Source organism: Pantoea sp. AG702 (assembly GCF_003182295.1).
Lineage (GTDB): Bacteria > Pseudomonadota > Gammaproteobacteria > Enterobacterales > Enterobacteriaceae > Pantoea > Pantoea ananatis.
The window spans coordinates 171,104-195,920 of record NZ_QGTU01000009.1; the positions used below are offsets into that span (position 1 = coordinate 171,104).

24 protein-coding genes are annotated in these 24,817 nt (G+C 54.4%); 16 read left to right on the forward strand and 8 right to left on the reverse strand.

Annotated elements, in window-relative coordinates; genetic code table 11:
* Nucleotides 1–60 precede the first annotated feature (60 nt).
* Together greB and yjbE are read right to left on the reverse strand one after the other, a co-directional pair.
* A complete protein-coding gene (gene greB / locus DFO57_RS19990) occupies nucleotides 61–537 on the reverse strand; it encodes a transcription elongation factor GreB (protein ID WP_014594787.1) in 477 nt (158 codons plus the stop codon).
* Nucleotides 538–700: 163 nt separating this feature from the next.
* The gene (yjbE, locus tag DFO57_RS19995; protein WP_014604850.1) at nucleotides 701–949 is read right to left on the reverse strand and encodes an exopolysaccharide production protein YjbE; all 249 of its coding nucleotides are present in this window, start codon (nucleotides 947–949) and stop codon (nucleotides 701–703) included.
* 535 nt (nucleotides 950–1,484) lie between these two features.
* Here yjbE and ompR point away from each other — a divergent pair.
* Together ompR and envZ are read left to right on the forward strand one after the other, a co-directional pair.
* Nucleotides 1,485–2,204 (forward strand): two-component system response regulator OmpR, encoded by a 720-nt coding sequence (ompR, locus tag DFO57_RS20000; RefSeq protein ID WP_001157751.1) that lies wholly within the window; start codon nucleotides 1,485–1,487, stop codon nucleotides 2,202–2,204.
* Nucleotides 2,201–3,565, forward strand: coding sequence for a two-component system sensor histidine kinase EnvZ (gene envZ / locus DFO57_RS20005; protein ID WP_013027520.1), 1,365 nt, complete (start codon nucleotides 2,201–2,203; stop codon nucleotides 3,563–3,565). The genes ompR and envZ overlap by 4 nt, the downstream gene beginning before the upstream one ends.
* 38 nt (nucleotides 3,566–3,603) lie before the next feature.
* Here envZ and pckA read toward each other — a convergent pair whose 3' ends face one another.
* From pckA to DFO57_RS20030, 5 genes are all read right to left on the reverse strand, one after another.
* The gene (pckA, locus tag DFO57_RS20010) at nucleotides 3,604–5,223 is read right to left on the reverse strand and encodes a phosphoenolpyruvate carboxykinase (ATP) (protein WP_019106462.1); all 1,620 of its coding nucleotides are present in this window, start codon (nucleotides 5,221–5,223) and stop codon (nucleotides 3,604–3,606) included.
* Nucleotides 5,224–5,503: 280 nt separating this feature from the next.
* Nucleotides 5,504–6,370, reverse strand: a complete 867-nt coding sequence (hslO, locus tag DFO57_RS20015; RefSeq protein WP_013027518.1) for an Hsp33 family molecular chaperone HslO — start codon at nucleotides 6,368–6,370, stop codon at nucleotides 5,504–5,506.
* 45 nt (nucleotides 6,371–6,415) lie between these two features.
* Nucleotides 6,416–6,817: a ribosome-associated heat shock protein Hsp15 gene (hslR, locus tag DFO57_RS20020; RefSeq protein WP_013027517.1), complete on the reverse strand. Its 402-nt coding sequence runs from the start codon at nucleotides 6,815–6,817 to the stop codon at nucleotides 6,416–6,418.
* Nucleotides 6,814–7,479 (reverse strand): GMP/IMP nucleotidase, encoded by a 666-nt coding sequence (yrfG, locus tag DFO57_RS20025; RefSeq protein WP_369974476.1) that lies wholly within the window; start codon nucleotides 7,477–7,479, stop codon nucleotides 6,814–6,816. Before yrfG ends, hslR begins: the two co-directional genes overlap by 4 nt.
* Before the next feature lie 56 nt (nucleotides 7,480–7,535).
* Nucleotides 7,536–9,671 carry an intracellular growth attenuator family protein gene (locus DFO57_RS20030; protein ID WP_013027515.1) on the reverse strand — a complete coding sequence of 712 codons (2,136 nt, stop codon included), beginning with the start codon at nucleotides 9,669–9,671 and terminating at the stop codon, nucleotides 7,536–7,538.
* A gap of 382 nt (nucleotides 9,672–10,053) precedes the next feature.
* Between DFO57_RS20030 and nudE the strand changes: the two genes are divergently transcribed.
* Nucleotides 10,054–10,620 carry an ADP compounds hydrolase NudE gene (gene nudE, locus DFO57_RS20035; RefSeq protein WP_013027514.1) on the forward strand — a complete coding sequence of 189 codons (567 nt, stop codon included), beginning with the start codon at nucleotides 10,054–10,056 and terminating at the stop codon, nucleotides 10,618–10,620.
* 55 nt (nucleotides 10,621–10,675) lie between these two features.
* Here the strand turns inward: nudE and mrcA are convergent, their stop codons facing one another.
* Nucleotides 10,676–13,228, reverse strand: a complete 2,553-nt coding sequence (gene mrcA, locus DFO57_RS20040; protein WP_110015634.1) for a peptidoglycan glycosyltransferase/peptidoglycan DD-transpeptidase MrcA — start codon at nucleotides 13,226–13,228, stop codon at nucleotides 10,676–10,678.
* A 116-nt stretch (nucleotides 13,229–13,344) separates the two neighbouring features.
* Between mrcA and pilM the strand changes: the two genes are divergently transcribed.
* The 13 genes from pilM (at nucleotide 13,345) to DFO57_RS20110 (ending at nucleotide 24,791) form a co-directional block, all read left to right on the forward strand.
* Nucleotides 13,345–14,148: a type IV pilus biogenesis protein PilM gene (pilM, locus tag DFO57_RS20045; RefSeq protein WP_146206692.1), complete on the forward strand. Its 804-nt coding sequence runs from the start codon at nucleotides 13,345–13,347 to the stop codon at nucleotides 14,146–14,148.
* The gene (locus DFO57_RS20050) at nucleotides 14,148–14,690 is read left to right on the forward strand and encodes a PilN domain-containing protein (RefSeq protein ID WP_110015636.1); all 543 of its coding nucleotides are present in this window, start codon (nucleotides 14,148–14,150) and stop codon (nucleotides 14,688–14,690) included. Before pilM ends, DFO57_RS20050 begins: the two co-directional genes overlap by 1 nt.
* Complete coding sequence (locus DFO57_RS20055) at nucleotides 14,683–15,171, forward strand: hypothetical protein (protein WP_028715875.1); 489 nt, start codon at nucleotides 14,683–14,685, stop codon at nucleotides 15,169–15,171. The genes DFO57_RS20050 and DFO57_RS20055 overlap by 8 nt, the downstream gene beginning before the upstream one ends.
* Nucleotides 15,158–15,550 (forward strand): HofP DNA utilization family protein, encoded by a 393-nt coding sequence (locus tag DFO57_RS20060; RefSeq protein ID WP_028715874.1) that lies wholly within the window; start codon nucleotides 15,158–15,160, stop codon nucleotides 15,548–15,550. Before DFO57_RS20055 ends, DFO57_RS20060 begins: the two co-directional genes overlap by 14 nt.
* Nucleotides 15,483–16,754: a DNA uptake porin HofQ gene (hofQ, locus tag DFO57_RS20065; protein ID WP_071822015.1), complete on the forward strand. Its 1,272-nt coding sequence runs from the start codon at nucleotides 15,483–15,485 to the stop codon at nucleotides 16,752–16,754. The genes DFO57_RS20060 and hofQ overlap by 68 nt, the downstream gene beginning before the upstream one ends.
* A 363-nt stretch (nucleotides 16,755–17,117) precedes the next feature.
* Nucleotides 17,118–17,639 (forward strand): shikimate kinase AroK, encoded by a 522-nt coding sequence (gene aroK, locus DFO57_RS20075; RefSeq protein WP_013027507.1) that lies wholly within the window; start codon nucleotides 17,118–17,120, stop codon nucleotides 17,637–17,639.
* Nucleotides 17,640–17,677: 38 nt separating this feature from the next.
* Nucleotides 17,678–18,766: a 3-dehydroquinate synthase gene (aroB, locus tag DFO57_RS20080; RefSeq protein WP_014594780.1), complete on the forward strand. Its 1,089-nt coding sequence runs from the start codon at nucleotides 17,678–17,680 to the stop codon at nucleotides 18,764–18,766.
* 71 nt (nucleotides 18,767–18,837) lie between these two features.
* Entirely contained in the window at nucleotides 18,838–19,890 is a 1,053-nt protein-coding gene (locus tag DFO57_RS20085; RefSeq protein WP_072139097.1) for an SPOR domain-containing protein, read from the forward strand.
* Nucleotides 19,891–19,986: 96 nt separating this feature from the next.
* Complete coding sequence (gene dam, locus DFO57_RS20090; RefSeq protein WP_013027504.1) at nucleotides 19,987–20,799, forward strand: adenine-specific DNA-methyltransferase; 813 nt, start codon at nucleotides 19,987–19,989, stop codon at nucleotides 20,797–20,799.
* Between the two features lie 66 nt (nucleotides 20,800–20,865).
* Entirely contained in the window at nucleotides 20,866–21,549 is a 684-nt protein-coding gene (rpe, locus tag DFO57_RS20095; protein ID WP_014594778.1) for a ribulose-phosphate 3-epimerase, read from the forward strand.
* Nucleotides 21,533–22,210, forward strand: a complete 678-nt coding sequence (locus DFO57_RS20100) for a phosphoglycolate phosphatase (RefSeq protein ID WP_019106456.1) — start codon at nucleotides 21,533–21,535, stop codon at nucleotides 22,208–22,210. Before rpe ends, DFO57_RS20100 begins: the two co-directional genes overlap by 17 nt.
* Before the next feature lie 17 nt (nucleotides 22,211–22,227).
* Nucleotides 22,228–23,232 (forward strand): tryptophan--tRNA ligase, encoded by a 1,005-nt coding sequence (gene trpS / locus DFO57_RS20105; RefSeq protein WP_013027501.1) that lies wholly within the window; start codon nucleotides 22,228–22,230, stop codon nucleotides 23,230–23,232.
* Nucleotides 23,233–23,507: 275 nt separating this feature from the next.
* Nucleotides 23,508–24,791, forward strand: a complete 1,284-nt coding sequence (locus DFO57_RS20110) for a cytosine deaminase (protein ID WP_015699390.1) — start codon at nucleotides 23,508–23,510, stop codon at nucleotides 24,789–24,791.
* The last annotated feature ends 26 nt before the right edge of the window (nucleotides 24,792–24,817 follow it).

The following is a 24,817-nucleotide window of genomic DNA, read 5'->3' on the forward strand; positions in this document are numbered from 1 at the left end:
TTATACGGATTGATGGCTGAAATTGCCAGAGAAGCGGCCTGCTTTCAGCGATATTCTGAATCAGCTTTCAACATAGCTAATTTCATTGACATACCAGCATGCCGGGCCCGCTGGCGTTTCTACTACCGCCGCGTCGCCGACGGCCTTTTTTAACAGCGCCCGCGCCATGGGCGAGTCAATTGAAATGTAATCCTTGCGGCCAAAAATCTCATCGTAACCCACGATACGGAAGCGCTTCACATCGCCGTCATCGTTTTCGACTTCAACCCAGGCGCCAAAAAACACTTTGCCATCCTGCTGGGGTGAATAATCCACAATGCGCAGTTGCTCAATGCTCTTGCTCAAATAGCGCACGCGGCGGTCAATTTCACGCAGGCGTTTCTTATTGTATTGATAATCCGCATTTTCGCTGCGGTCGCCGAGGCTGGCGGCCCAGGTCACTTTTTTGGTGACTTCAGGTCGCTCTTCACGCCACAGGTGATCGAGTTCAGCTTTTAAGGTGTTGAAACCTTCTCGGGTAATCAGTCGGGTTCTCATGGTACAAGCCGGTCAAATCGAAAGAGGATCAGTGTAAAGCAAATCGTGCGTGGCGAAAAAGAGGTGGGAAAAGGGTTTTTTACCTGTTAAAAAACCCTTATACGGCAATGACAGAGGAGGGGGCTGTCATATCCAGACCGGTGCGGTTCCGTGGCGGCAGGAATTACTTACCGGCTTTGGTCGAGGTGGTCGTCGAGGTGCTGCTGTTGGTGCCGTCACCGCCGCCGCCGCCAGCCGTTGCCAGTCCAACGCCCAGCAGAGCGGCGACTGCGCCAATACCAATCGCATTGGAGTTACCCTGAGCGGTGGTCGTTGCCTGTGCGCCCGCGGCTTCACCGGTTGCGGTAGCGGCATAAGTCTGACCGACGCTGGCCAAAGCCAGTGCGCTCAGCAGTAAAATCGTTTTTTTCATTATGGTTTCCCCGTAAAGCGGCAAGTTGGTGTCGCTATAGTGTGGGTGAAATCCATTGGGCCGCAAAGCGGGCTTTACTGTTTGATTTATCTCTCTTTACCTGCAGATGGCCTTGTTCGGGAGGCTTCTCAAACTAATCCGAGAGAGGTCGCGTATTAACCTGTTTTTTTTCCGAATATTATGCTGTTATCAGTCTAAAAAACCGGACTATCCGGGATTCGTCGTCAGATACGAACGTAATTTAAGTCAAATTTTCCGGCAAGCGCTTGAATTTGCAAGTGCTGTGCCACGGTGTGCCGCGTCTAAACCAGTGAATAGCGGAATTTTACCCAATATTTCAGATTTGCCGTATTCTGTTCAACGCCGTGGTCATTACGCAGCTTGCCCGGCCGTCAGACCAAAATTTAAATATAAGCTGCTGTTTAATATGCTTTGTAACAATTTTGACTAGAATATAAACCATTAAACACTGTCACTGTGCCGCATCTTTTTTTAACAATATCGGCTCAGGCAATAGCGCCTTTGGGAGTTAAAAATGCAAGAAAACTACAAGATTCTGGTCGTCGATGACGATATGCGTTTACGTGCACTATTAGAGCGCTATCTTACCGAGCAGGGCTTTCAGGTGCGCAGTGTCGCCAACGCCGAGCAGATGGACCGTCTGTTAACCCGCGAATCCTTCCATTTAATGGTGCTTGATCTGATGCTGCCTGGCGAAGATGGTCTTTCCATTTGCCGCCGCCTGCGCAGTCAGAGCAACCCGATGCCTATCATTATGGTGACCGCCAAGGGCGAAGAAGTGGATCGCATCGTTGGGCTGGAAATCGGTGCTGACGACTATATTCCAAAGCCGTTCAACCCACGTGAGCTGCTGGCGCGTATTCGTGCGGTATTGCGCCGTCAGGCCAATGAACTGCCCGGTGCGCCGTCTCAGGAAGAAGCGGTCATCGCTTTTGGCAAGTTCAAGCTTAACCTGGGCACGCGTGAGATGTTCCGTGAAGACGAACCTATGCCGTTGACCAGCGGTGAATTTGCCGTTCTCAAGGCGCTGGTAAGCCATCCACGTGAGCCGCTGTCGCGCGATAAGCTGATGAATCTGGCCCGTGGTCGGGAGTACAGCGCCATGGAACGTTCTATCGACGTACAGATTTCCCGCCTGCGACGCATGGTGGAAGAAGATCCGGCCCATCCACGCTACATCCAGACCGTTTGGGGCCTGGGCTATGTATTTGTTCCGGACGGCAGTAAAGCATGAGGCGGCTGCGCTTCTCGCCACGAAGTTCATTTGCACGCACCCTGTTGTTGATCGTTACCTTGCTGTTCGTCAGCCTGGTAACGACCTACCTGGTGGTGCTGAACTTTGCCATTCTTCCCAGCCTGCAACAGTTTAATAAAGTCCTCGCCTACGAAGTGCGTATGCTGATGACCGACCGTTTACAACTGGAAGATGGTACGCAGCTGGAAGTGCCGCCCGCTTTTCGTCGCGAAATTTATCGTGAACTGGGTATTTCGCTTTATACCAATGCGGCGGCAGAGGAGAGCGGACTGCGCTGGGCGCAGCACTACAAATTCCTTAGCGATCAGATGGGCCAGCAGCTTGGCGGCCCGACAGACGTTCGCGTCGAGGTCAACAAAAACTCCCCTGTTGTCTGGCTCAAAACCTGGCTATCGCCCGACATTTGGGTACGGGTGCCGTTAACGGAAATTCATCAGGGTGATTTCTCGCCGCTGTTCCGCTATACCCTGGCGATAATGTTGCTGGCGATAGGCGGCGCATGGCTTTTTATCCGCATCCAGAACCGCCCGTTAGTCGATTTAGAACATGCCGCATTACAGGTGGGCAAGGGCATTATTCCCCCACCATTACGTGAATACGGTGCGTCAGAGGTGCGTTCGGTGACGCGCGCGTTTAACCAAATGGCGGCGGGCGTTAAGCAGCTTGCCGATGACCGCACTTTGTTGATGGCGGGCGTCAGCCACGATTTACGCACCCCTTTGACGCGCATCCGGCTCGCGACGGAAATGATGAATGAACAGGATGGCTACCTGGCAGAGTCGATTAACAAAGACATCGAAGAGTGCAATGCCATCATCGAGCAGTTCATCGATTACCTGCGCACCGGGCAGGAGATGCAGACTGAGCTGGCCGATCTTAACAGCGTGCTGGGCGAAGTAGTGGCCGCAGAAAGCGGTTATGAACGTGAAATTGAAAACGCCGTCATGGCAGAAGAGCTCATGCTGGAGATTAATCCCCTTTCGATTAAGCGCGCCCTGGCTAACCTGGTGGTGAACGCGGCGCGTTACGGCAACGGCTGGATCAAAGTCAGCAGCGGACGCGAGCTGCATAGGGCCTGGTTCCAGGTTGAAGATGACGGTCCCGGCATTAAGCCGGATCAGCTGGCGCATCTCTTTCAGCCATTTGTGCGCGGTGACAGCGCACGCAGCACCAGCGGCACGGGCCTTGGGCTGGCGATCGTCCAGCGCATTATTGATGCGCATCAGGGTTCGCTAGAGATCGGTGACAGTGAACGCGGCGGATTACGTATCCGTGCCTGGTTACCCTTAGCGGAAAGCCCGGAGTCGGGCGCCAACAACAGCAACCTTGCACTGAGTTAAACAGCAGCGGCGCGGCCTGTTAAGCCGCGCCGCTGTGATTAACGCTGAGGACCTGCTTTTACCAACGCGGCACCGGCCGCATTATCGGTATATTTTTCAAAGTTAGTGATAAAGCGCTGGGCTAAATCATCTGCCGCCGCGTGCCACTTCTCTTCGCTTTCCCAGGTACGACGTGGGTCGAGCGTTTCGGCATCCAGATCGCCCAACGTTTTTGGCACCTGCAGGTTAAATACCGGCAGCGTTTCCGTTGGCGCATCGTCCAGTTCACCGGCCAGAATGGCGTTGATGATGGCACGGGTATTTTTCAGTGAGATACGCTTGCCACTGCCGTTCCAGCCCGTATTAACCAGATAAGCCTGCGCGCCCGCCGCTTCCATGCGTTTCACCAACACTTCTGCATACTGTGTGGGATGCAGCGTCAGGAAGGCTGCGCCAAAACAGGCTGAGAAGGTTGGCGTTGGCGCCGTTACTCCGCGCTCCGTGCCTGCCAGCTTCGCTGTAAAGCCCGACAGGAAATGATACTGAGTCTGCTCTGGCGTCAGTCTGGAGACGGGCGGCAGCACGCCAAAGGCGTCGGCGGTCAGGAAAATGACTTTCTTCGCATGGCCTGCTTTGGAAACCGGCTGAACAATATTGTCGATATGGTTAATCGGATAGGACACACGGGTGTTTTCGGTTTTGCTGCCGTCAGCAAAATCGATGCTGCCGTCTTCACGTACCACGACGTTTTCCAGTAAGGCGTTACGACGAATGGCGCGATAGATTTCCGGCTCAGCCTGTTCAGAAAGGTTAATCGTTTTCGCGTAACAGCCGCCTTCAAAGTTGAACACGCCGTCATCGTCCCAGCCGTGTTCGTCGTCACCGATTAACTGGCGGTCCGGATCGGTAGAAAGCGTGGTTTTACCCGTGCCGGACAGTCCAAAGAATACCGCGACATCGCCTGCTTTACCCACGTTGGCGGAGCAGTGCATAGAGGCAATGCCCTTCAGCGGCAGCAGATAGTTCATCACCGCGAACAGCCCCTTCTTCATTTCTCCGCCGTACCATGTGCCGCCAATCAGCTGCATACGTTCGGTCAGGTTAAAGGCAACAAAGTTCTCGGAATGCAGCCCTTGTGCCTGCCAGTCAGGGTTGGTGCATTTAGCCCCATTCATCACTACAAAATCGGGCGTGAAGTTATCCAGCTCAGCCGCGCTCGGTTGAATGAACATGTTTTTGACGAAATGCGCCTGCCAGGCAACCTCGGTAACAAAACGCACGCTCAGGCGTGAATCCGGGTTAGCCCCGCAGAAGGCATCAATAACGAACAGACGCTTCCCTGAGAGCTGCCGGGTCACGCATTTTTTCAGCGCCTGCCAGGTTTCCTGGGACAGGGGCTGATTATCGTTCTTTCCGGTTCCTTGATCGTTCCACCACAGCGTATCGCGCGTGGTGTCATCACGCACAATGTACTTATCCTTGGGCGAGCGCCCGGTAAAAATCCCGGTATCAACGGCGATTGCGCCGCTCTGCGTCAGGGTGCCACGCTCAAAACCTTCGAGCTCCGGACGCATCTCTTCCTGAAATAGCGTAGCGTAATCAGGGTTATGAACCACCTCAGTGGTATCGGTGATGCCCAGATCGGCAAGGGCTTTCGAGGTCAGGCCGTTAACGCGCATTTTACTGCTCCTTAAATCGGTGTCTGTTCTGTAGGGCAAAGAGAGTTTGTGATCGCGTCCTTAAAATGCCACAGAGTGAGAGGCGGAGACGCGATCGCGCGCAGTTTACGCTACTGTGCCAGGCGAGAAAGGCTTGTTCGTTAAAAATGAGACTTAGGGCGCGTTAAGGATATGTTTCGAACGTTTTTAAGATGTTATGAAAGTAAAAAAAGATAATTTGCTAAGTAAATTAATGGCATAGCAGTGAGGCAGGCAGGGCGGCATAACCGCCCTGGTCCGATCAGTGAAGTCGATTGCTGTTCTCAACGGAGTTGCTGCGGATCCCGGCAATGTCTACCGCATCGAATACGTAATGCGATCCACAATAGTCGCAGTTCATATCGATTTTGCCATCTTCTGCAATGATCTCGTCAACTTCTTCCTGCGGCAGGGTTTTCAGCACCTCGCTACAGCGTTCGCGTGAACATGTGCATTTATAAACAACCGGCTGCGGATCGTAAACGGTCACCTCTTCCTGGTGATAAAGCCGCCACAGGACATCGGTTGCAGGCAAATCAATCAGCTCTTCGGTTTTAATGGTTTCTGTCAGCGTCGCCAGATGCTCAAAGTCATCTTTACTCGTGTCCTGAGCCGGTAGGACCTGCAGCAGAATCCCGGCTGCGCCTGCGTCGCTGGTGCGGATAAACAGTCGGGTCGGCAATTGCTCGGAGCGCATAAAGTAGTCTTCCAGACAGTCGCTCAGCGTGTCACCTTCCAGTCCTACCACGCCCTGATAACGCTCGCCCTTTTCAGGCGTGATGGTGATAACCAGATAGCCGTTACCCACCATGCTTTTGAGCGTGCTGTCGTCAGGAATGTCACCTTTCATGCGGGCTATGCCACGTAACTCCTGCTGATTATTACCATTGATCACGGCTAAGGTCAGGGGGCCATCGCCTTGAAGCTGCACGGTAATTTCACCGTCAAATTTAAGCGTGGCGGTCAGCAAGCTGGTTGCCACCAGTAACTCCCCCAGCAGCGTTTGTACGGCTGGCGGGTAGTCGTGATTTTTAAGGATAGCGTGCCAGGTGTTTGAAACATTAACCAGTTCGCCGCGGACGGCAGCATTTTCAAACAAATAGCGGCGCAGTTGATCTTGTACAGACATAGTTTTTCTCTCTTTTGGCGGACGATAACCGGCTCAGTAGCCGGTTTACTCATCGCCCGATAACTTAAACTTCATCAAATCGCGGCGTTCTTTCTTATCGGGCCGGCGATCGGGATGGGGCATGGTCAGCGCATTCATCTTGCGTGCCAGAGCCACTTTTTCACGTTTTTCAATACTGGCTTCGGTTTCGCGGTAAAGCAGCTGTGCTTCACTGGCGGGGCGCCGCTGCTCGCTGATTTCGGCAATGACGACCGTTCGCTCCTCATTGCCCTGACGCAGGGTTAACTCAGCATCCCGTTCGACCAGTTTACTGGGTTTACTCCGCTGACCATTGTAATGAACCTTGCCACCTTCAATCATTTCGCGCGCAATCGAGCGGGTTTTGTAGAACCGTGCCGCCCAAAGCCATTTATCAAGACGAACGCCTTCGTCGGGTTTCTCTTTCATTGCTGCTCCCAGAACGGAATCAGTGTGCGGTAGTCGCTGATCGCACAGTGACGCTGAAAGTGTTGTTCAGGACGGCCAGAGTCAGGATTACTGACGCCCAGGCACCAGCCGATTCCCCATGATTTGGCGGCATCGAGGATGATTTCGCTGTCATCGATGAACGATGTCCGCGATGCATCAAAGCCAGTGTGCTGCTCAACCGCCTGCCACAAACGCTGATCTTCTTTCGGATAGCCAAAGGTATGGGTGGAAAGCAATAAATCAAGGTGTGGTGCTAAAGCTGTCTGTTTGAGTTTCACATCCAGATTCCAGGGATGCGCATTGGTCAGCAGGATGGTGCGCTTACCCGCGCGACGCAGTGCCTGTAGAAAAGGCAGCGTATCCGCGCGGATACTGACCCGGTGACGTTGTTCCCAGGTCATGGCATGAATGTCCAACTGCAACGCCTGTGACCAGTAATCCAGACAATACCAGTTTAGCGTATGCGCTACGGCCTGATATTTTTCTTCAATAATCAGCCGGGCCTGAGCAGCAGGGATGCCGCGTTGGGTGCTCAGGATGTCGGGGACATGCTCCAGCCAGAAAAAGCGGTCAAACGCCAAATCAAGCAGCGTGCCGTCCATATCGAGCAGCACGGTGTCAATGTCGGACCCGTTGAACATCATGGCAATTCACCCGTTGCTTGTCAGCGCAACAGGGTAGCACAGTTGCAGGTGGCTCAGAATATGGAGCGCACGCCCTGTATAGTGTTAAGCGAGGGATTAAAGCACTTATCGTAATACTGCTGGATAGCAAGCATTCGCTGGCGGTTAAGATGGATGCGCCGCAGTGCCAGCAGACCGTTGGTAATGGCGCAGGTCAGCAACACGATAAGCAACAGTGCAGCGCCCAGATAGCGCCATTTTGCCATGGCGTCAGGCTCATTGTGCAGGGCGATATGACGCGTGCCGTTGGCATCGGTATAAATGCCGGTAATGATGCCTGTAGCGCTAAACGGTGTGTGCAGCAACAAGGAGGACAGACGCTGCAGCTCTTGCCACTGCGAACCCGCATCCAGATCAAACAGAGGAACGGCAGGCTGAGGCTGATTGACGAGCTGATGCCCTTCATCACTGGCGATAACAAACCCGCCTGGCGGTGGGCTGTTCAGGTTTTCTGCGGCGCGGCGCGTTTCGCGGAAGAAGAAGGTAGAGGTTGCCGTGTGCACCAGGTTTTCCAGCGCCTCCGCACTGACCGGACGCAACAGGACATTCATCCCGTTTAGCTGGCCAGAATCGGCACGGCTGACTAAGGTGTCCCAGTCTTTGGCATTCCCCAGATTGACCAGCGCATTTTTGAGTCGCATACAGTCCTGTGCCTGATTGCAAAGCGCCTGCGTTTTTAACACGAGGTCCGAAAAGTCATCCAGCAGAATCATGCCTGATTTCTGAATCGCCGACGCTAACTGTGGGTTCAGTTTGGGATCGGTGTTCGTTTCAGGATGGAGCTGCCTGGTGGTGGTGTCCAGCAACGCCGAGGCTTTCTCAATAATATCTGAGTGGGGCAGCGGCAGCGGTGTGGCGTTATTCCAGTAAATTTGCGAGCAATCGAACGGCATATAAGTATAGGTGCGGTTGCTTTGGTAGTTGTCCGGTACCGCACACATACCGGTTCCGGTGACCTTAAGGCTGTCGCCTACTTTAAGATCTTCACGACTCAGTTGGTTTACGCTATTCACATCCAGGCTCTCCGTCCCTTTAGCCCATGCCAGACTGAGTTTAATGGGCATACTGAGGGGGATCCAGGTGATCAACAAGGCCAGAACAATCAGCGAGCCAACGGCAAGAACAACATTTTTCCGCCAGCGCTGTAGCGGAAAATTCCTTACCTCGTCCTGAAGGGAAAGGAAGCGCCCCTGGCGTACTACCTGACGATTCAGATAAATATCGACATCCGTTACCTGACCAAGATCGTGCGCGACGTAAGGCTGCCAGTGTGCAGGATAAGCCAGATCGATGATCCCCAGCGTAATGTTGCTCTGCTCCTGATTTGACTCCCCAAACAGGCCCCAGCGCTTGGGGGCCCCGCGCAGGCAGTGAATTTCGCGCAGGCCATTTTCACCCGGTACGCGATACATCAGCCACAGGCTGGCGACAATCATCATGCCAGCAAGGACGGACAGCCAGATCATCAGGCTCGCGGGCAGCAGCAAACCAATAAAAAACAGCAGCAGGGCAAATGAGATAATTACGGCTTCGCGCGTGCCATCGGGACGAGACAGTCGGTATTCTTCCAGCGTTTCTTTGCGTACTCGTACCAGCTCGACGTTTTCACTTTCGGCTTTACGGATCGAGGCGTTGGTGGAGGACGGACGTATCAGATTGGGTAGCGACTGCTGATCGATAGCGTAATCCACCAGAGAATGCCCGTTCAAAGAGATGATCAAGGGGATCGACTGGGTGCGGATTAACTCAACGTAGTTTTCGTCCGTAATATACTGTTCCCACAGCGGCGGCAAATGCACTTCGACTTCATCGAGGTAGTAGCGCCACTTATGCGGATCGTCCGTGGAAAGGCCATAACGGGTTATCGCCCGCGTAACAGGGTAAACGTTGTTGCTTTGTGCCGTGAGCACCAGTTTTTCATGACGACGACGGGTTTCACCCGGGCTGAGGATACGGGGCTGTTTTTCCAGTGCGGCAAGGTATTGTTCAACCGCCTTGCGCTCCCGCTCAGAGAGTTTACGGCAGGGCGGACTAATAAATGGCAGCGGTTTCGCCAACGGCGGCCTGCGCCGCATAGCGTACCAAAATCCAATACCTGCCAGAATTGAACAGGTTAGCACTACGGCCAATATAATAATTATTGTGCTCATGCTTTGCTCAATTCAGCCAAAATACTGCCTTCACTTTAAACTTATTATCCCCAGATGCGCCGGATAGTTAAGACGACTTATGGGAGGTTAAACAACGCTGACAAGTTTAACAATAAACGAAATAGTAATGTAAATCATTTAATTAGGCGTTATTACATCACACATTGCCAGAATAGTAACCACAGTGCACAGGTTATTGTATCGGCATTGTCTGAATTTTGGCGTGAGATATTGACTAACACAAATTTTTTGTACCTGAGAAACCAGTGTTATCGTAGAAAAACAACATACGCTTCGCGTGCGCCTTGAGAGTCGCACAATGGCGGAGGGTTAGGTATGCTAATTCGTTCCTGAGTGCTGGCGCAGCAAGTTTGAGGCTGATATGAGAAAGTCGTTAAAAAAACCGGACATCCTCAATGTAGAAACCGTGGCGAAGTCACGATTGTTTACTGTTGAAGCGGTAGATCTGGCCTTTAGTAATGGCGCACGGCGTATCTACGAGCGCATGAAGCCCTCAGAACGTGAAGCGGTGATGATCGTGCCGATTATTGACGATCACCTGGTGCTGATTGAAGAGTACGCGGTGGGCCTGGAGAGCTACGAACTAGGCTTTCCAAAAGGCTTAATTGATCCGGGTGAAACCGTAAATCAGGCTGCCGATCGGGAACTTAAAGAAGAAGCGGGATTTGGTGCGGGTCAACTGACCACCCTGGGCAAACTGACCCTGGCGCCGTCCTACTTTTCCAGCAAGATGAATATTGTGGTGGCGGAAGGGCTTTATCAGGAGAAGCTGGAAGGCGATGAGCCTGAACCGCTGGTCGTCCATCACTGGCCGTTGAGCAATCTGCTGGCTTTGCTGCAGGAGCCTGATTTTCGCGAGGCACGCAACGTCAGCGCATTGTTTATGGTGCGTGAGTGGCTGGTGAAGCAGGGACGTATCAGTTATTGATGGGCCGTAAAAGCGGCTTTCGGTGAGCAGGGGCGACTTGCGCCGCCCCTGAAGATTAAAACAGTTCGTGGCTCTCGCCATTATCCATGATGGTTGTCCCTGCATCATGTACCGAATACTCGGTTGGCTGAGTACCATTGATAAAGTATTCCTGGCGCGTATTGCCCCCGCCGTTGGCCAGTTTGCCGGTGCTGCGATCGATAGTAACCGTCACAATCCCCTCTGGTGGCGTCAGCGGCTGCACAGGAACGCCCTCCAGGGCAACCTTCATGAAGTCATCCCAGGCAGGCTGTGCACTCTTCGCGCCGCCCTCGTAACCCGAGATCTGATCGGGAATGGCGCCGGAAAGCGTACTGCGGCCCAGATCGCGGCGCGCATCGTCAAAACCAATCCACACCGAGGTCACCACGCCAGGCCCGTACCCCGAGAACCAGGCATCTTTGGAACTGTTGGTTGTCCCCGTTTTACCACCAATGTCATTACGTTTCAGGTCGCGGCCGGCACGCCAGCCTGTTCCCATCCAGCCCGGTTCGCCAAAAATGTTACTGTTCAGCGCGCTCTTAATCAGGAATGACAGCGGTGTATTAATCACATGTGGCGCATACAGCTGTTCGCCACCTGACTGTGGCTGTGCAGGTACCTGCTCCAGCTCAGGCTGCGGCACCGTCTGGTTTTGCTGCTGAACGGAAGGCGCAACGTTCTCAACGCTTTCGGCGTTCAGCGCCAACGCTTTTTTGGTTTCACCGTAAATCACGGGCAGATTGCACTGTGGACAGGCAATTCTCGGTTTTTCTTCGAAAACGGTTTGTCCCTGCTCATTTTCAATCTTGCTGATGAAGTAAGGATCAATCAGGAAACCGCCATTCGCCATAACCGAGTAGCCGCGCACGACCTGCAGAGGCGTAAACGAGGCTGCGCCAAGGGCCAGCGATTCGGTATGCACGATATTCTGAGCCGGGAAGCCAAAGCGCTGTAGGTACTCTGCAGCATAGTCCACGCCCATCGCACGCATCGCACGCACCATCACCACGTTTTTCGACTGGCCAAGGCCCTGACGCAGACGAATCGGACCATCGTAGGTCGGCGGGGAGTTCTTCGGACGCCAGTCAGCTCCGGCACCCGCATCCCAACGGGAAATAGGAACGTCATTAAGAATGGATGCCAGAGTTAATCCCCGATCCATCGCGGCCGTGTAGAGGAACGGTTTGATATTCGAACCGACCTGGCGCAGGGCCTGGGTGGCGCGGTTAAACATGCTTTGGTTAAAGTCAAAACCGCCCACCAGCGCACGCACGGCACCGTTGGCAGGATCCAGCGAAACCAGCGCCGAGTTAACATCCGGCACCTGGCCCAGCCACCATGTCTCACCGACCTGGCGCACCCAAACCTGCTGGCCCGGCTGCAGAACCTGAGTAATGCTCTTAGGGGTTGGCCCCTGCGCCGTGTCCGACTTAAAGGCACGCGCCCAGCGCACGCCTGCCATGGTCAGCGAGACGTTGCTGCCATCTTTCATCATAACGGTGGCTTCATCGCTCTGGACATGTGTGACCACAGCCGGGTGAAGCGGACCGTATAACGGCAGGTCTTTTAACGCCTTAACAATTTGCGCCTGTCCCCACGCGGGCTCGCCAACTTTCCACAGCACGCTGGTAGGGCCGCGGTAGCCGTGGCGCATATCGTAGGCCATCACGTTATTCCGAACGGCCTCCTGCGCTGACTGCTGCAGACGACGTGTGACGGTGGTGTAAACCTTGTAGCCATCGGTATAGGCGTTGTTGCCATAACGTTTTACCATCTCCTGACGCACCATCTCACTCAGATAAGGCGCAGCGAAGACGATTTTAGGCCCATGATAAGTGGACACTAAAGGCGTATTACGTGCTTCATCGTACTGTTGCTGGGTGATGTAGTGCTGATCCAGCATGCGGGCCAGGACGACGTTGCGGCGTGCTACCGCACGGCTGTGCGAATAAAGCGGGTTAAACGTCGAAGGCGCTTTAGGCAGGCCTGCGATGGTCGCCATTTCACTTAATGACAGCTCATTGACAGGCTTACCAAAATAAACCTGTGAGGCTGCGCCCACGCCGTAAGCCCGATAGCCGAGATAGATTTTATTCAGATACAGCTCAAGAATTTCGTCTTTATTCAGCAACTGCTCGATGCGAATCGCCAGGAAGGCTTCCTTTATCTTACGCATCAGGGAGCGTTCCGGACTCAGGAAAAAGTTACGCGCCAGCTGCTGGGTAATCGTACTGGCCCCCTGAGAGGCATGACCTGATACCAGCGCAACGCTGGCAGCACGAAAAATCCCGATGGGATCCACACCGTGATGCTCATAGAAGCGGCTGTCTTCCGTGGCAATGAACGCTTTCACCATTTCAGGCGGAACCTGCTGCAGGCTAAGCGGTATACGGCGCATTTCACCGTACTGAGCGATAAGATCGCCCTCAGCGCTGTAAACCTGCATAGGGGTTTGCAAACGCACATCTTTCAGCGTGTTAACGTCGGGCAGCTGTGGCTCAATGTATTTGTACAAACCATAAATCGAGCCAGCTCCCAGCAAGATGCAACACACTGCAAGGATCAATAAATACTTTACGAACTTCACCTGAGATTTCCCATCTGTTGTCGTTTGGGCAGTTTATAAGCAACCGCGCAGTAGTATAAAGGCAAGCCAGACGCTTTGATATGTCCATTTTTCTGGACGATAAGGAGATCGCGCGCATGACTTTGCACACCTGGCAAATTGGGCTGGATATCCAGAACAGGCAGTGCTGCGCCATTGCCATCCTGCGTCGCCGCCAGGGCTGGCAGTTATGCCACTGGTGGCAGCAGCGGCTGGCGCAAGATACGTTAAGAAACGGCGTGCTGCAATCTTCCCCTGAATTGCTGACCGTGTTAACCCGCTGGCGCAAGCGCTTGCCTCTACGCTACTCACTGCGTGTGGGCCTGCCTGCCCAGCTGGTATTGCAGCAGCCGCTTTCCCTTCCCGAACTGCCGTTAAAAGAACCCGCATTAAGCCGTTTCATCCAGGCGGCGGCCCAACGCCTTTTTCCCGTTGACGTGCGCGAACTGGCGCTGGATTACCGCCTCGAACCCACCCATAACCAGCTGTGTATTACGGCAGCCCGGCTTGATGTGGTGCAACAGTGGCTGGCCCCGCTGACGCAGGCAGGACTCAAGCCCCGCGTGTTTGAACTGGCTACGCATGCGCTAAAAATGGTGACTGAGCAGGCGCAATTAGCAGCGGGAAGTGTAGTGGTTTTACGACAGGATGCACGTTACCTGTGGAGTGACGGCATCAGTGCAGCATCTTTGGCTGAAGCTGACGGGTTATCGGCTCTGCGTGAGCAGGCCTTTCCGCAGGCAAGCCACCTGTTTTATTGCGATGCCGACAACCTCTCGTCTCCTGAGGGTACGCGTCCTTTTTCACCCTTCCAGCCACTTCGCTATCAGCCGCCTTTACCTGACAATCCCGGTGCGTTCACGCTGGCAACCGGGCTGGCGCTGCGAAAGGAGGATCGCTGATGGTGGCGGTTAATCTTTTACCCTGGCGGGCGTGGCGCTGGCAGCGTCAACGGCGCCAGAGCATTATCGCGCTGGGCCTGACATTACTGCTTTTAACGCTGGCGGTGCTCCTGTTGTACTGGCAGGAACATCAGGCTCTCATTCATGTCCGGCGGCAGCATGCTCAACTCAGTCCTGTTCTTGAGCGCCTTGTTGCGCGAGCAGAGCAGCAAAAACATCTGCTGCAACAGCTGGGCGGGTTGCAGCAACAGCGCATCTGGTTTCGTCAGCAGTCCAGGCAATTCAGCGTCTGGCAGCAGCTTTGGCAGGACCTGCCGGTCATGCTGCCCGATGGGCTGTGGTTAACGCGGCTGGAAAAGCACGATGCGCAGTTGCTGCTGGAGGGCAGAGCACTGCAGATGCAGGCTATCCGCCATTTTCGTCAGCGCTTAACGAGCGTGGCTTTTTTTGCACAGATTCGGCAGGGCAATGTGCAGCGCCAGCCAGAAGGGGATTACCACTTCATGCTGCGCATTACACTCAAGCAGGAGGTAAGTGAGTAACGCTATGCAGCACTGGTTACAGTTAACCTGGCCGCTTCGCTATCTCAGCCTGCTGGCGGCAGCCTTTGGGCTGTTCTTTATTGCCTGGTGGATGCTGTTGCAGCCGCAACGGCGGGTAACGCACGAAGCCCGGCTTCAGTTGGCGCAGCAGCAGCAGCGGGTCCAACAGCGGCAGTTTCAGCTGGCTCAGCATCCTGACATTGCGACATTACAGGCTCAGTTGGTGCTGGAAACGGCAAGACAACCTGCAGCGCCACGCACGCTGGAGGCCATCATCGCGGAGCGGGGGACGCAGTTAATGCAGTGGCTTACTGATGAAGAGCCGAGGGTGCTGACGTTCCACCTGCAATGGGTGCAGTTTCAACCGCTGTTTTCAGCGTTGTCGCAATCAGCGACGGCATTTCCGGGGCGTTTTCAACTCACCGCACATCCGGCGCATCTGGTCGCGCAACTCTGGCTGCAATCCGATGAAGCCCGTTAGCGTCATCCTGGTATTGCTCTGCTGCGGTGCCGTTCATGCGCGCGATCCTTTTCGTCCTCTTCCCGGTACGGCTTGTCTGGCAGACGTTGAGCCGCTCAGCGAATGGCGCTTACAGGGCATTGTGGGTCGTGCGCCGAGGTTTCAGGGCTGGCTGGTGACGCCGCAGGGTCACGGCGTGAAGGTTCTCAGCGATCGCCCTTTCCCGATGGGGCCGTGGCAAACCGTGCAGTTCACGTCGCGTACCCTTGAGCTGTCAGTACCGGGCAGTTGTTCATCTCAACGTTTCACCTTTCGTCTCAAAGGAAGCCTGCATGATAAGGACAGCGATTCTGACGTGGCTGGTGCTCTGCCTGATGCCCGCTCACGCCAGCCACGATGACGGCTTAAGCCTGGCATTTGACGATGCACCTGTTGAACGCGTTTTGCAGGCGCTGGCTGATTATCAGCACATTAACCTGATGATTTCGCCTGAGGTTGAGGGAAGACTGTCATTGCGGCTGGAGAATGTACCCTGGCAACAGGCGTTGTCGCTGGTCGGCCGTATGGCTCGCCTGACCTTACTGGAAGAGGAGAACGTTCTGCTGGTTTATCCTGAGAGCTGGCAGCAGCAACGGCATGAGGCCGAAAAGGCTCAACAGGCCGAAGCGTTACAGCAACAGCCGCTCCAACAACGCAGGATCTCCCTGCACTATGCCAGTGCCAGCGACGTCCATCGCAGCCTGCAGAGTGAACGGCCATCGCTGATGACCGCGCGCGGCAGTGCAACGGTTGACAGCCGGACCAACAGCCTACTGCTGCGCGACAGCCCGTTGGCGCTTGAGGAGACTGCGCGCTGGATACGTGCGCTGGATGTCCCGCTGGAGCAGGTGGAACTGGCGGCGCATATCGTCACCATCAGCGAAGAGCACTTGCATGAACTGGGCGTCAACTGGCGGCTGTATAACGAAGGCGATGTCATAAATCGTGCATTACGTCATCCTTTACTTGATATTCCATTGGGGCTGAATTCCCACGACGTGTCTGTGGGCGTCACGCTGTCGCGGATTGGCGGCAAACTTCTGGATTTAGAACTCAGCGCTCTGGAGCAGGAAAATCAGGTGGAAATTATCGCCAGCCCGCGCTTGTTTACCTCTCACCAACAAACGGCATCCATTAAGCAAGGCACTGAAATCCCTTATGAAGTCTCTGCCGGCAACAGTGGAGCGACCAGCATTGAGTTCAAAGAGGCAGTGCTGGGCATGGAGGTCACGCCTGCCGTTTTAGGCAATGGCCGCATTCAGCTCAAAATACGCATCAGTCAGAACGTGCCGGGTCGGGCGGTTCAGACCGGCGATTCACAGGTTTTGTCCATTGATAAGCAGGAAATTGAAACTCAGGTCACAGTCAGTGACGGGCAAACGCTGGCGCTGGGGGGAATTTTTCATCAGCAGCGCACTCGCGGGCAGCGCCAGGTTCCGCTGCTCGGTAATCTTCCTGTTGTGGGCAGCCTGTTTCGTCAGCATGCAGAAGAGCAGAGAAAACGTGAGCTGGTCATTTTCATGACGCCGCGATTGGTCAGGGAAGCAGCGCTTTCGGCACGATAAAACGGAAAATGTGCCCATAAAGTCCAACTGCGTTGACGCAGGGCTGGAATTAGCTTACAAGGTTTAGCGATTTTTAACACGTTGTAAGCGTCTTTGTTGGAAAAACCAGGCAAGCAGATGAAAGAATTCCTCTGCTCGCCGTGATGTCACAACGCTGTACTGACGCATTACAGTTTCGCGAACGACGGGCCAATTCAGAAATGGATGTGCTGTAAGCAATATAATCGGTTGCCAAACAGCCTTGAGTGTTGAGATAATTTTTCGTCTGACTCTTGCTAACGCTCATGAGGTCTCAGTTCCTGTCCCGCCAGCAAAATGCTGAAAGCGGGGTATCATTAACGAATTCTTAGTAATACCGACAAAATGGCAGAGAAACGCAATATCTTTCTGGTTGGGCCGATGGGTGCCGGCAAAAGCACTATTGGCCGTCAGTTGGCTCAGCAACTCAATATGGAGTTCTTCGATTCCGATCAGGAAATTGAGCGACGCACCGGAGCGGATGTGGGCTGGGTTTTTGACGTTGAAGGCGAAGCTGGCTTCCGCGATCGTGAAGAAAAAATCATCAATGAACTGACCGAGAAGCAGGGCATCGTCCTGGCGACCGGCGGTGGCTCCGTAAAATCCCGGGAAACACGTAATCGTCTCTCCGCTCGCGGCGTCGTGGTGTATCTTGAAACCACTATTGAGAAACAACTGGCACGTACACAGCGTGATAAAAAACGCCCCTTACTGCAGGTAGAATCACCGCCGCGTGAAGTGCTTGAAGCGCTGGCAGGTGAACGTAACCCGCTTTATGAAGAGATCGCCGACGTCACTATCCGCACTGACGATCAAAGTGCAAAAGTGGTGGCGAATCAGATTATCCACATGTTGGAAAAAAGTTGATCCAACGTTTGAAGGCTCTTTGACAGGTATCGAGCATCATGGAGAAGATCACCGTTTCACTGGGGGAACGTAGTTACCCCATCACTATCGCCGCCGGACTGTTTAACGATCCGGCTTCTTTTTGGCCGTTAAAAGCGGGTGACAATGCCATGCTGGTGACCAACCAGACGCTGGCACCGCTCTACCTGGATAAGGTATCGGCTCTGCTGAAGGCGGCGGGGGTGAAAACGGATCAGGTGATTTTGCCCGACGGTGAGCAGTATAAAACGCTGACCGTGATGGATCAGGTCTTTACCGCACTACTGCAAAAACCCCACGGCCGTGATACTACGCTGGTGGCGCTTGGCGGTGGTGTCATTGGCGATCTTACGGGGTTTGCTGCGGCAAGCTATCAGCGCGGCGTGCGCTTTATTCAAGTACCGACAACGCTGCTGTCGCAGGTTGACTCATCGGTTGGCGGCAAAACGGCCGTTAACCATCCTCTTGGCAAAAACATGATCGGCGCGTTTTATCAGCCCGCCTCGGTGGTGATCGATACGGTGTGTCTTCGTTCACTGCCGCCACGTGAACTGGCTTCCGGTCTGGCTGAAGTCATCAAGTATGGCATTATCCTGGACGGTGAATTCTTTCAGTGGCTTGAGCAGAATCTTGATGGGCTTCTGGCACTGGATGAATCTGCACTGGCCTGGTGTATTCGCCGCTGCTGCGAGTTGAAGGCGGAGGTCGTTGCCGCAGATGAGCACGAGCACGGTCAGCGCGCATTACTGAATCTGGGTCATACTTTTGGTCATGCCATTGAGGCCCATATGGGCTACGGCAACTGGTTACATGGTGAGGCGATTGCTGCCGGGATGGTCATGGCGGCGCGCACGGCGCAACGTCTGGGCCAGTTCAGCGCACAGGACACCGATCGCATCATTGCTTTACTGCAGCGGGCCGGTTTACCGGTGAACGGGCCAGTAGAGATGCAGGCAGAGGACTATTTGCCGCATATGATGCGTGACAAAAAAGTGCTGGCCGGTGAATTGCGTCTGATACTGCCGCTGTCCATTGGTCGCGCTGAAGTGCGCGGTGGCGTGGCTCATGATATGGTGATGGCTGCAATTAATGATTGCCAGAAATCTTGATATTAAGCAGGTAAGTGGTGACGCGGCGCGCAGGTGCGCAGTGCGGGATGCCGCTTTACGGAGGAGGCAAAATGGATGAGTTCAAACCGGATGATGAGTTAAAACCTGACGCCAGCGACCGTCGTCCCTCGCGCCCACGTAAATCGTCTTCTGCGACGAAAGCACCGGTATCGCGCCAGCATGTCATGATGGGCGTCGGGATTCTGGTGTTACTGCTGTTAGTGCTGGGAATCGGTTCTGCGCTCAACGGTTCTGACGACAGTAAGTCCTCTTCGGCCAGCGATAATAAGAACGCGCCTGCCAGCGGAGCCGCGGGAACGGGCAGCGAAAAAAATATTGATCTGAGTGGATCTACCGCCATGAGCGGTGGACAAAATGCCGCAGGGACTCAGCCGTCCTCTTCGACAGCGCAGAATGCACCGGGTACGGATTCTTCTGCCGGAGCGACAAATGCGCCACGCGATATTTCTATGCCGCCGGTTGCTTCAACGCCGACGCAGGCAGCGCCCGTTGAAACCCCAGCAAATCAGCAGCGCGTAACGTTACCCGGCGATCTCAACAGCGCCCTGACCAATCAACAGCAGCAGGTTGATGGCGCGGTGCAGGGAGCAGAAAACAGCAGCTCACTGCCTACGGCGCCCGCCACGGTTAGCGGCAAAGCCGGTTCAGCGCCAGCAACAACAGGCCGGGCGCCTTCAGGTCAGACCGCGGTCGCCCCACGTCACATGCGTGAGCAACCGGTCAAAACCGCGACTAAGCCCGCAGCCAGCGAGCATAAAACCCACACCACGCCAGCGCACACTGCCGCGAATACTGCGCCAGCTAAAGCCGCTGGCAGCGGCGCAGCGGCGAGTAAATCGCTGCCTGGCGGCAATTACACTCTGCAGCTGAGCGGTGCCTCCAAAGCAGAAAGCCTGAATGCATGGGCCAGGAAACAGAATCTGAGCGCGTACCATGTGTATAAGACGACGCGCAATGGCCAACCCTGGTACGTGCTGGTGAGTGGTGCGTATGCAACGCCCGCGGACGCAAAACGCGCTGTAGCAACCTTGCCTGCCGCCGTCCGCGCACAGAACCCATGGGTAAAACCGGTCAGTCAGGTCAGGAAAGAAGCCAGCCAATAAATGATGTGGGACCGGCCGTTGCCGGTCCCGTTTTAAGCGCAGATCTGCTGTCGGTTTAACCACAGCCTCACAATAAGATGTAATTACCACGACAGCATGAAAAAAAATCGCGCTTTTTTGAAATGGGCGGGGGGAAAGTTTCCCTTAGTCGAAGAGATCCACCGTTACCTGCCGCAAGGTGATTGCCTGATCGAACCCTTTGTTGGCGCTGGCTCAGTGTTTCTCAACACCGATTTTGATCGCTATCATCTGGCCGATATCAACAACGATCTCATCAATCTCTATAACATCGTGAAAACGCGTACGGCAGATTTTATCCGCGATGCGCGTTTACTCTTTACGCCTGAAGGGAATAACGAAGCCTGCTATTACCAGCTCCGCACTGAATTCAATCTCAGCCAGGATGCTTATCAGCGTGCGCTGCTATTTCTCTATCTTAATCGCCATTGTTACAACGGCCTGTGTCGCTACAATTTACGCGGCGAGTTCAACGTCCCTTTTGGTCGCTACCGCAAACCATACTTTCCGGAAGCAGAGTTACTGTGGTTTGCCGAACGTGCGCAGAAAGCGACGTTTGTCTGTGAATCATACGATGTTACCCTGAACAATGCCCGGAAAGGCTCTGTGGTATATTGTGACCCGCCGTACGCGCCACTGTCCGCGACGGCTAACTTTACGGCTTACCACACCAATAGTTTCAGTCTGCATGAACAGCAGCATCTGGCACAGCTGGCGGCTAAGCTGGCGTCTGAGAGCCAGATTCCGGTACTGATTTCTAATCATGATACTGAGCTGACACGTTGCTGGTATCAGGATGCCGTGTTACATGTGGTTAAAGTCCGGCGTTCTATTAGCCGAAGCATAACCGGCCGCACCAAGGTCGACGAACTGCTGGCACTCTATCGCTAGTCTGTTTCGTCCGCGGCCAGGGTATTTCGCCAGCAGCGATGCTGGCGCACAACAGTGGAGAATCGGATGAAACAATATTTGCTGGCCCCTTCCATCCTTTCGGCAGACTTTGCTCGCCTGGGTGAAGACACTGCGAAAGCACTGGCGGCCGGAGGCGACGTGGTTCACTTCGACGTTATGGACAACCACTATGTTCCCAATCTGACCATGGGACCGATGGTACTGAAAGCGTTGCGCGATTACGGTATTACGGCCCCAATCGATGTGCATTTAATGGTGAAGCCCGTGGATGCGTTAATTCCCGAGTTTGCCAAAGCTGGTGCCACCTACATTACTTTCCACCCGGAAGCCAGCGAGCATGTTGACCGTACGCTGCAGTTGATCAAAGAGCACGGTTGCAAAGCCGGCCTGGTCTTCAATCCCGCCACGCCGCTCAGCTACCTTGATTACGTGATGGATAAGCTGGATATCATTCTGCTGATGTCGGTGAACCCTGGCTTCGGCGGGCAGTCATTTATTCCCGGCACCCTGGATAAGCTACGTGAAGCGCGTAAGCGCATCGATCAGAGCGGCTACAGCATTCGTCTGGAAGTGGACGGCGGCGTGAAGATTGATAATATTGGCCAGATCGCCGCAGCAGGCGCGGATATGTTTGTGGCCGGTTCAGCCATCTTTGGCCATCCGGACTATAAAAAAGTAATCGATGACATGCGAAACGAGCTGGAGAAAGCCAATGGCTCATTTCACTGATATACGCGCACTGGCGTTCGATCTGGATGGTACGCTGGTCGACAGCGCGCCGGGCCTGGCTGACGCAATCGATCTGACGCTTGCGGATCTGCGTTTACCGGCTGCTGGCGTGGCGCGCGTGTCCACCTGGATTGGTAACGGTGCGGATATCATGATGGCCCGCGCGCTGACCTGGGCGCTGGGGCGTGAGCCACAGCAGGATGAGCAGCGTGATGCGCGAGTGCTCTTTGACAAGCACTATGCCAGTACCGTGGAAGCCGGCAGCACGCTGTTTCCTCAGGTTAAGGAAACGCTGGCAACCCTGCAGGCGCAGGGGATACCGATGGCGATTGTGACCAATAAGCCTACGCCGTTTGTCGCCCCGCTGCTGAAGTCTTTGGGGATTGATGACGCGTTTTCGCTGATTATTGGCGGTGATGACGTCGTAGCGAAAAAACCGCATCCTGCGGCCATTTTTTTGGTGCTGGGTAAATTTGGCCTGCTGCCCGCGCAGTTGCTGTTTGTCGGGGATTCGCGCAACGATATTTTGGCTGCGCAGTCGGCTGGTGTTCCCAATATTGGTATGACCTTTGGCTATAACTACGGCGAGCCTATTGCGACCAGCCAACCCGATCTCACCCTTGACTCTTTTGACGAACTTTTGCCCGCTATCGGGCGGTAATTTATCAGGACATAAGCATGAGCAAACCCATCGTTTTCAGCGGCGCACAGCCGTCCGGCGAACTGACCATTGGCAACTATATGGGTGCGCTGCGTCAGTGGGTGCAGATGCAGGATGATTTCCACTGCATTTACTGTATCGTCGACCTGCACGCGATCACCGTTCGCCAGGACCCGGCAGCACTGCGTAAAGCCACCTTAGATACGCTGGCGCTGTATCTGGCCTGTGGTATCGATCCCGAGAAAAGCACTATCTTCGTTCAGTCCCATGTGCCCGAGCACACGCAGCTCAGTTGGATCCTGAACTGCTACACCTATTTTGGTGAGCTGAACCGTATGACGCAGTTTAAAGACAAATCCTCGCGATATGAAGAAAACATCAACGCGGGATTGTTCAGCTATCCGGTGCTGATGGCTGCAGACATTTTGCTTTATCAGACGACGCAGGTGCCAGTGGGTGAAGACCAGAAACAGCACCTTGAACTGAGTCGCGACATTGCGAGCCGGTTTAACGCGTTGTATGGCGATATCTTTAAAGTGCCCGAGCCGTTCATTCCTAAATCTGGCGCACGCGTGATGTCCCTGCTGGAACCGACGAAAAAGATGTCTAAGTCGGACGATAACCGCAATAACGTTATCGGCCTGCTGGAAGATCCAAAATCCGTGGTCAAAAAAATCAAGCGCGCGATGACCGACTCGGAAGAGCCACCTGTCATTCGCTATGACATTAAAGAGAAGGCGGGCGTATCAAACCTGCTGGACATTCTGTCAGGCGTGACCGGCAAGCCCGTAACGGCGCTGGAGCAGGAGTTTGAAGGCAAAATGTACGGGCATCTGAAAGGCGCAGTAGCTGATGCGGTGTCCGGTATGCTGACTGATCTGCAGGAACGTTATCATCGCTTCCGTAACGATGAAGCGCTGCTGGAGCAGGTGATGCGTGACGGTGCGCAGAAAGCCCGTGCTCAGGCGCAGGAAACCCTGAAAAAGGTTTATGACGCTGTAGGTTTTGTCGCTCAGCCCTAATCGGCGGGTCAGGCATGTAAACGGCGAGCATAGGCTCGCCGTTTTGTTTTTACCACCAGCGTAATATTTCGTGCAGGACAATCCGACAGCAGCGAATCACCTGTCTGGCGCTTATTGATGTGCATCAATCGCAGTACGCTATACCTCTCAAGGGAGCGCTGCACGATTCAGCCCATTACCTTAAGTGAGGTCACTGACTTACAAAGTCATCTGGAGCAGGGCAACGCTATCGTGTTAGCTTTAATCAGCAGCGCTTAACGAATCAGGAGCCCGCAATGACAACCGCACCACTTCGATGGATAAACAATCTGCGTCTGCCCACACGTGACGGACTGTGGCAGATAGAAATTGCTGAAGGAAAAATCGTCCGAATGACGGCACAGCCTCAGCAGATATCTGCGGACGGCGCCTCGCTGGATGCGGAAGGTGGCCTGGCCCTTGCGCCTTTTATTGAACCTCATATTCACCTGGATACCACGCAAACCGCGGGAGAGCCAGCCTGGAACCAGTCCGGGACCTTGTTTGAGGGCATTGAGCGCTGGGCAGAGCGCAAAGCGTTGCTGAGTCATGAGGACGTCAAACGGCGGGCAATGCAGACGCTGAAGTGGCAAATAGCGAACGGCATACAGTATGTCCGTACCCATGTGGACGTATCCGATCCCACCTTAACGGCTCTCAAAGCGATGTTGGAACTTAAAGCGGAGATGGCACCCTGGATTGATATTCAGATCGTGGCGTTTCCGCAGGAAGGCATCCTGTCTTATCCCAATGGTGAAGCGCTTCTTGAAGAGGCGCTTCGGCTCGGCGCAGATGTCGTCGGGGCGATTCCTCATTTTGAATTCACCCGGGAATACGGCGTCGAGTCGTTGCATAAAACGTTCGCGCTGGCTAACCGTTATGACCGGCTTGTGGATGTGCACTGCGACGAAATTGACGATGAGCAGTCGCGCTTTGTTGAAACCGTGGCCGCGTTGGCCCACCGCGATGGCATGGGGGCACGCGTGACCGCAAGCCACACTACGGCGATGCACTCCTATAACGGTGCCTACACATCGCGTCTGTTTCGACTCCTGAAGCTCTCCGGCATTAACTTTGTAGCGAATCCGCTGGTCAATATTCATCTTCAGGGCCGTTTCGACAGTTACCCTAAACGGCGCGGCATTACCCGTGTTAAAGAGCTTCTGGAGGCGGATATTAACGTCTGCTTTGGTCACGATGATGTGTTTGATCCCTGGTATCCGCTGGGCACGGCCAATATGCTCCAGGTGCTGCATATGGGGCTACACGTGTGTCAGCTAATGGGCTATGAACAAATTAATGCCGGGCTCGATCTCATCACCCATCACAGTGCCAAAACGATGAATCTTGCAGAATACGGCATTCAACGCGGGCATGACGCCAGCTTGATTATCCTGCCAGCGGAAAACGGCTTTGACGCGGTGAGAAGACAGGTACCGGTGCGCTATTCGCTGCGTCGCGGAAAGGTGATCGCCGAGACTCAGCCTGCGAAAAGCGCAATCTGTTTAGAACAGTGGGAAGACGTGACGTTTAAACGCTGAAAGGCGAGGGCGGCACGGTGGCGCCG

Bases quoted from the DNA above. Each gene is read 5' to 3' on its own strand.
- greB (WP_014594787.1), bottom strand. From the start codon at position 537: ATGAGAACCCGACTGATTACCCGAGAAGGTTTCAACACCTTAAAAGCT.
- yjbE (WP_014604850.1), bottom strand. From the start codon at position 949: ATGAAAAAAACGATTTTACTGCTGAGCGCACTGGCTTTGGCCAGCGTC.
- ompR (WP_001157751.1), top strand. From the start codon at position 1,485: ATGCAAGAAAACTACAAGATTCTGGTCGTCGATGACGATATGCGTTTA.
- envZ (WP_013027520.1), top strand. From the start codon at position 2,201: ATGAGGCGGCTGCGCTTCTCGCCACGAAGTTCATTTGCACGCACCCTG.
- pckA (WP_019106462.1), bottom strand. From the start codon at position 5,223: ATGCGCGTTAACGGCCTGACCTCGAAAGCCCTTGCCGATCTGGGCATC.
- hslO (WP_013027518.1), bottom strand. From the start codon at position 6,370: ATGTCTGTACAAGATCAACTGCGCCGCTATTTGTTTGAAAATGCTGCC.
- hslR (WP_013027517.1), bottom strand. From the start codon at position 6,817: ATGAAAGAGAAACCCGACGAAGGCGTTCGTCTTGATAAATGGCTTTGG.
- yrfG (WP_369974476.1), bottom strand. From the start codon at position 7,479: ATGTTCAACGGGTCCGACATTGACACCGTGCTGCTCGATATGGACGGC.
- DFO57_RS20030 (WP_013027515.1), bottom strand. From the start codon at position 9,671: ATGAGCACAATAATTATTATATTGGCCGTAGTGCTAACCTGTTCAATT.
- nudE (WP_013027514.1), top strand. From the start codon at position 10,054: ATGAGAAAGTCGTTAAAAAAACCGGACATCCTCAATGTAGAAACCGTG.
- pilM (WP_146206692.1), top strand. From the start codon at position 13,345: ATGACTTTGCACACCTGGCAAATTGGGCTGGATATCCAGAACAGGCAG.
- DFO57_RS20050 (WP_110015636.1), top strand. From the start codon at position 14,148: ATGGTGGCGGTTAATCTTTTACCCTGGCGGGCGTGGCGCTGGCAGCGT.
- DFO57_RS20060 (WP_028715874.1), top strand. From the start codon at position 15,158: ATGAAGCCCGTTAGCGTCATCCTGGTATTGCTCTGCTGCGGTGCCGTT.
- hofQ (WP_071822015.1), top strand. From the start codon at position 15,483: ATGATAAGGACAGCGATTCTGACGTGGCTGGTGCTCTGCCTGATGCCC.
- aroK (WP_013027507.1), top strand. From the start codon at position 17,118: ATGGCAGAGAAACGCAATATCTTTCTGGTTGGGCCGATGGGTGCCGGC.
- aroB (WP_014594780.1), top strand. From the start codon at position 17,678: ATGGAGAAGATCACCGTTTCACTGGGGGAACGTAGTTACCCCATCACT.
- DFO57_RS20085 (WP_072139097.1), top strand. From the start codon at position 18,838: ATGGATGAGTTCAAACCGGATGATGAGTTAAAACCTGACGCCAGCGAC.
- dam (WP_013027504.1), top strand. From the start codon at position 19,987: ATGAAAAAAAATCGCGCTTTTTTGAAATGGGCGGGGGGAAAGTTTCCC.
- rpe (WP_014594778.1), top strand. From the start codon at position 20,866: ATGAAACAATATTTGCTGGCCCCTTCCATCCTTTCGGCAGACTTTGCT.
- DFO57_RS20100 (WP_019106456.1), top strand. From the start codon at position 21,533: ATGGCTCATTTCACTGATATACGCGCACTGGCGTTCGATCTGGATGGT.
- trpS (WP_013027501.1), top strand. From the start codon at position 22,228: ATGAGCAAACCCATCGTTTTCAGCGGCGCACAGCCGTCCGGCGAACTG.
- DFO57_RS20110 (WP_015699390.1), top strand. From the start codon at position 23,508: ATGACAACCGCACCACTTCGATGGATAAACAATCTGCGTCTGCCCACA.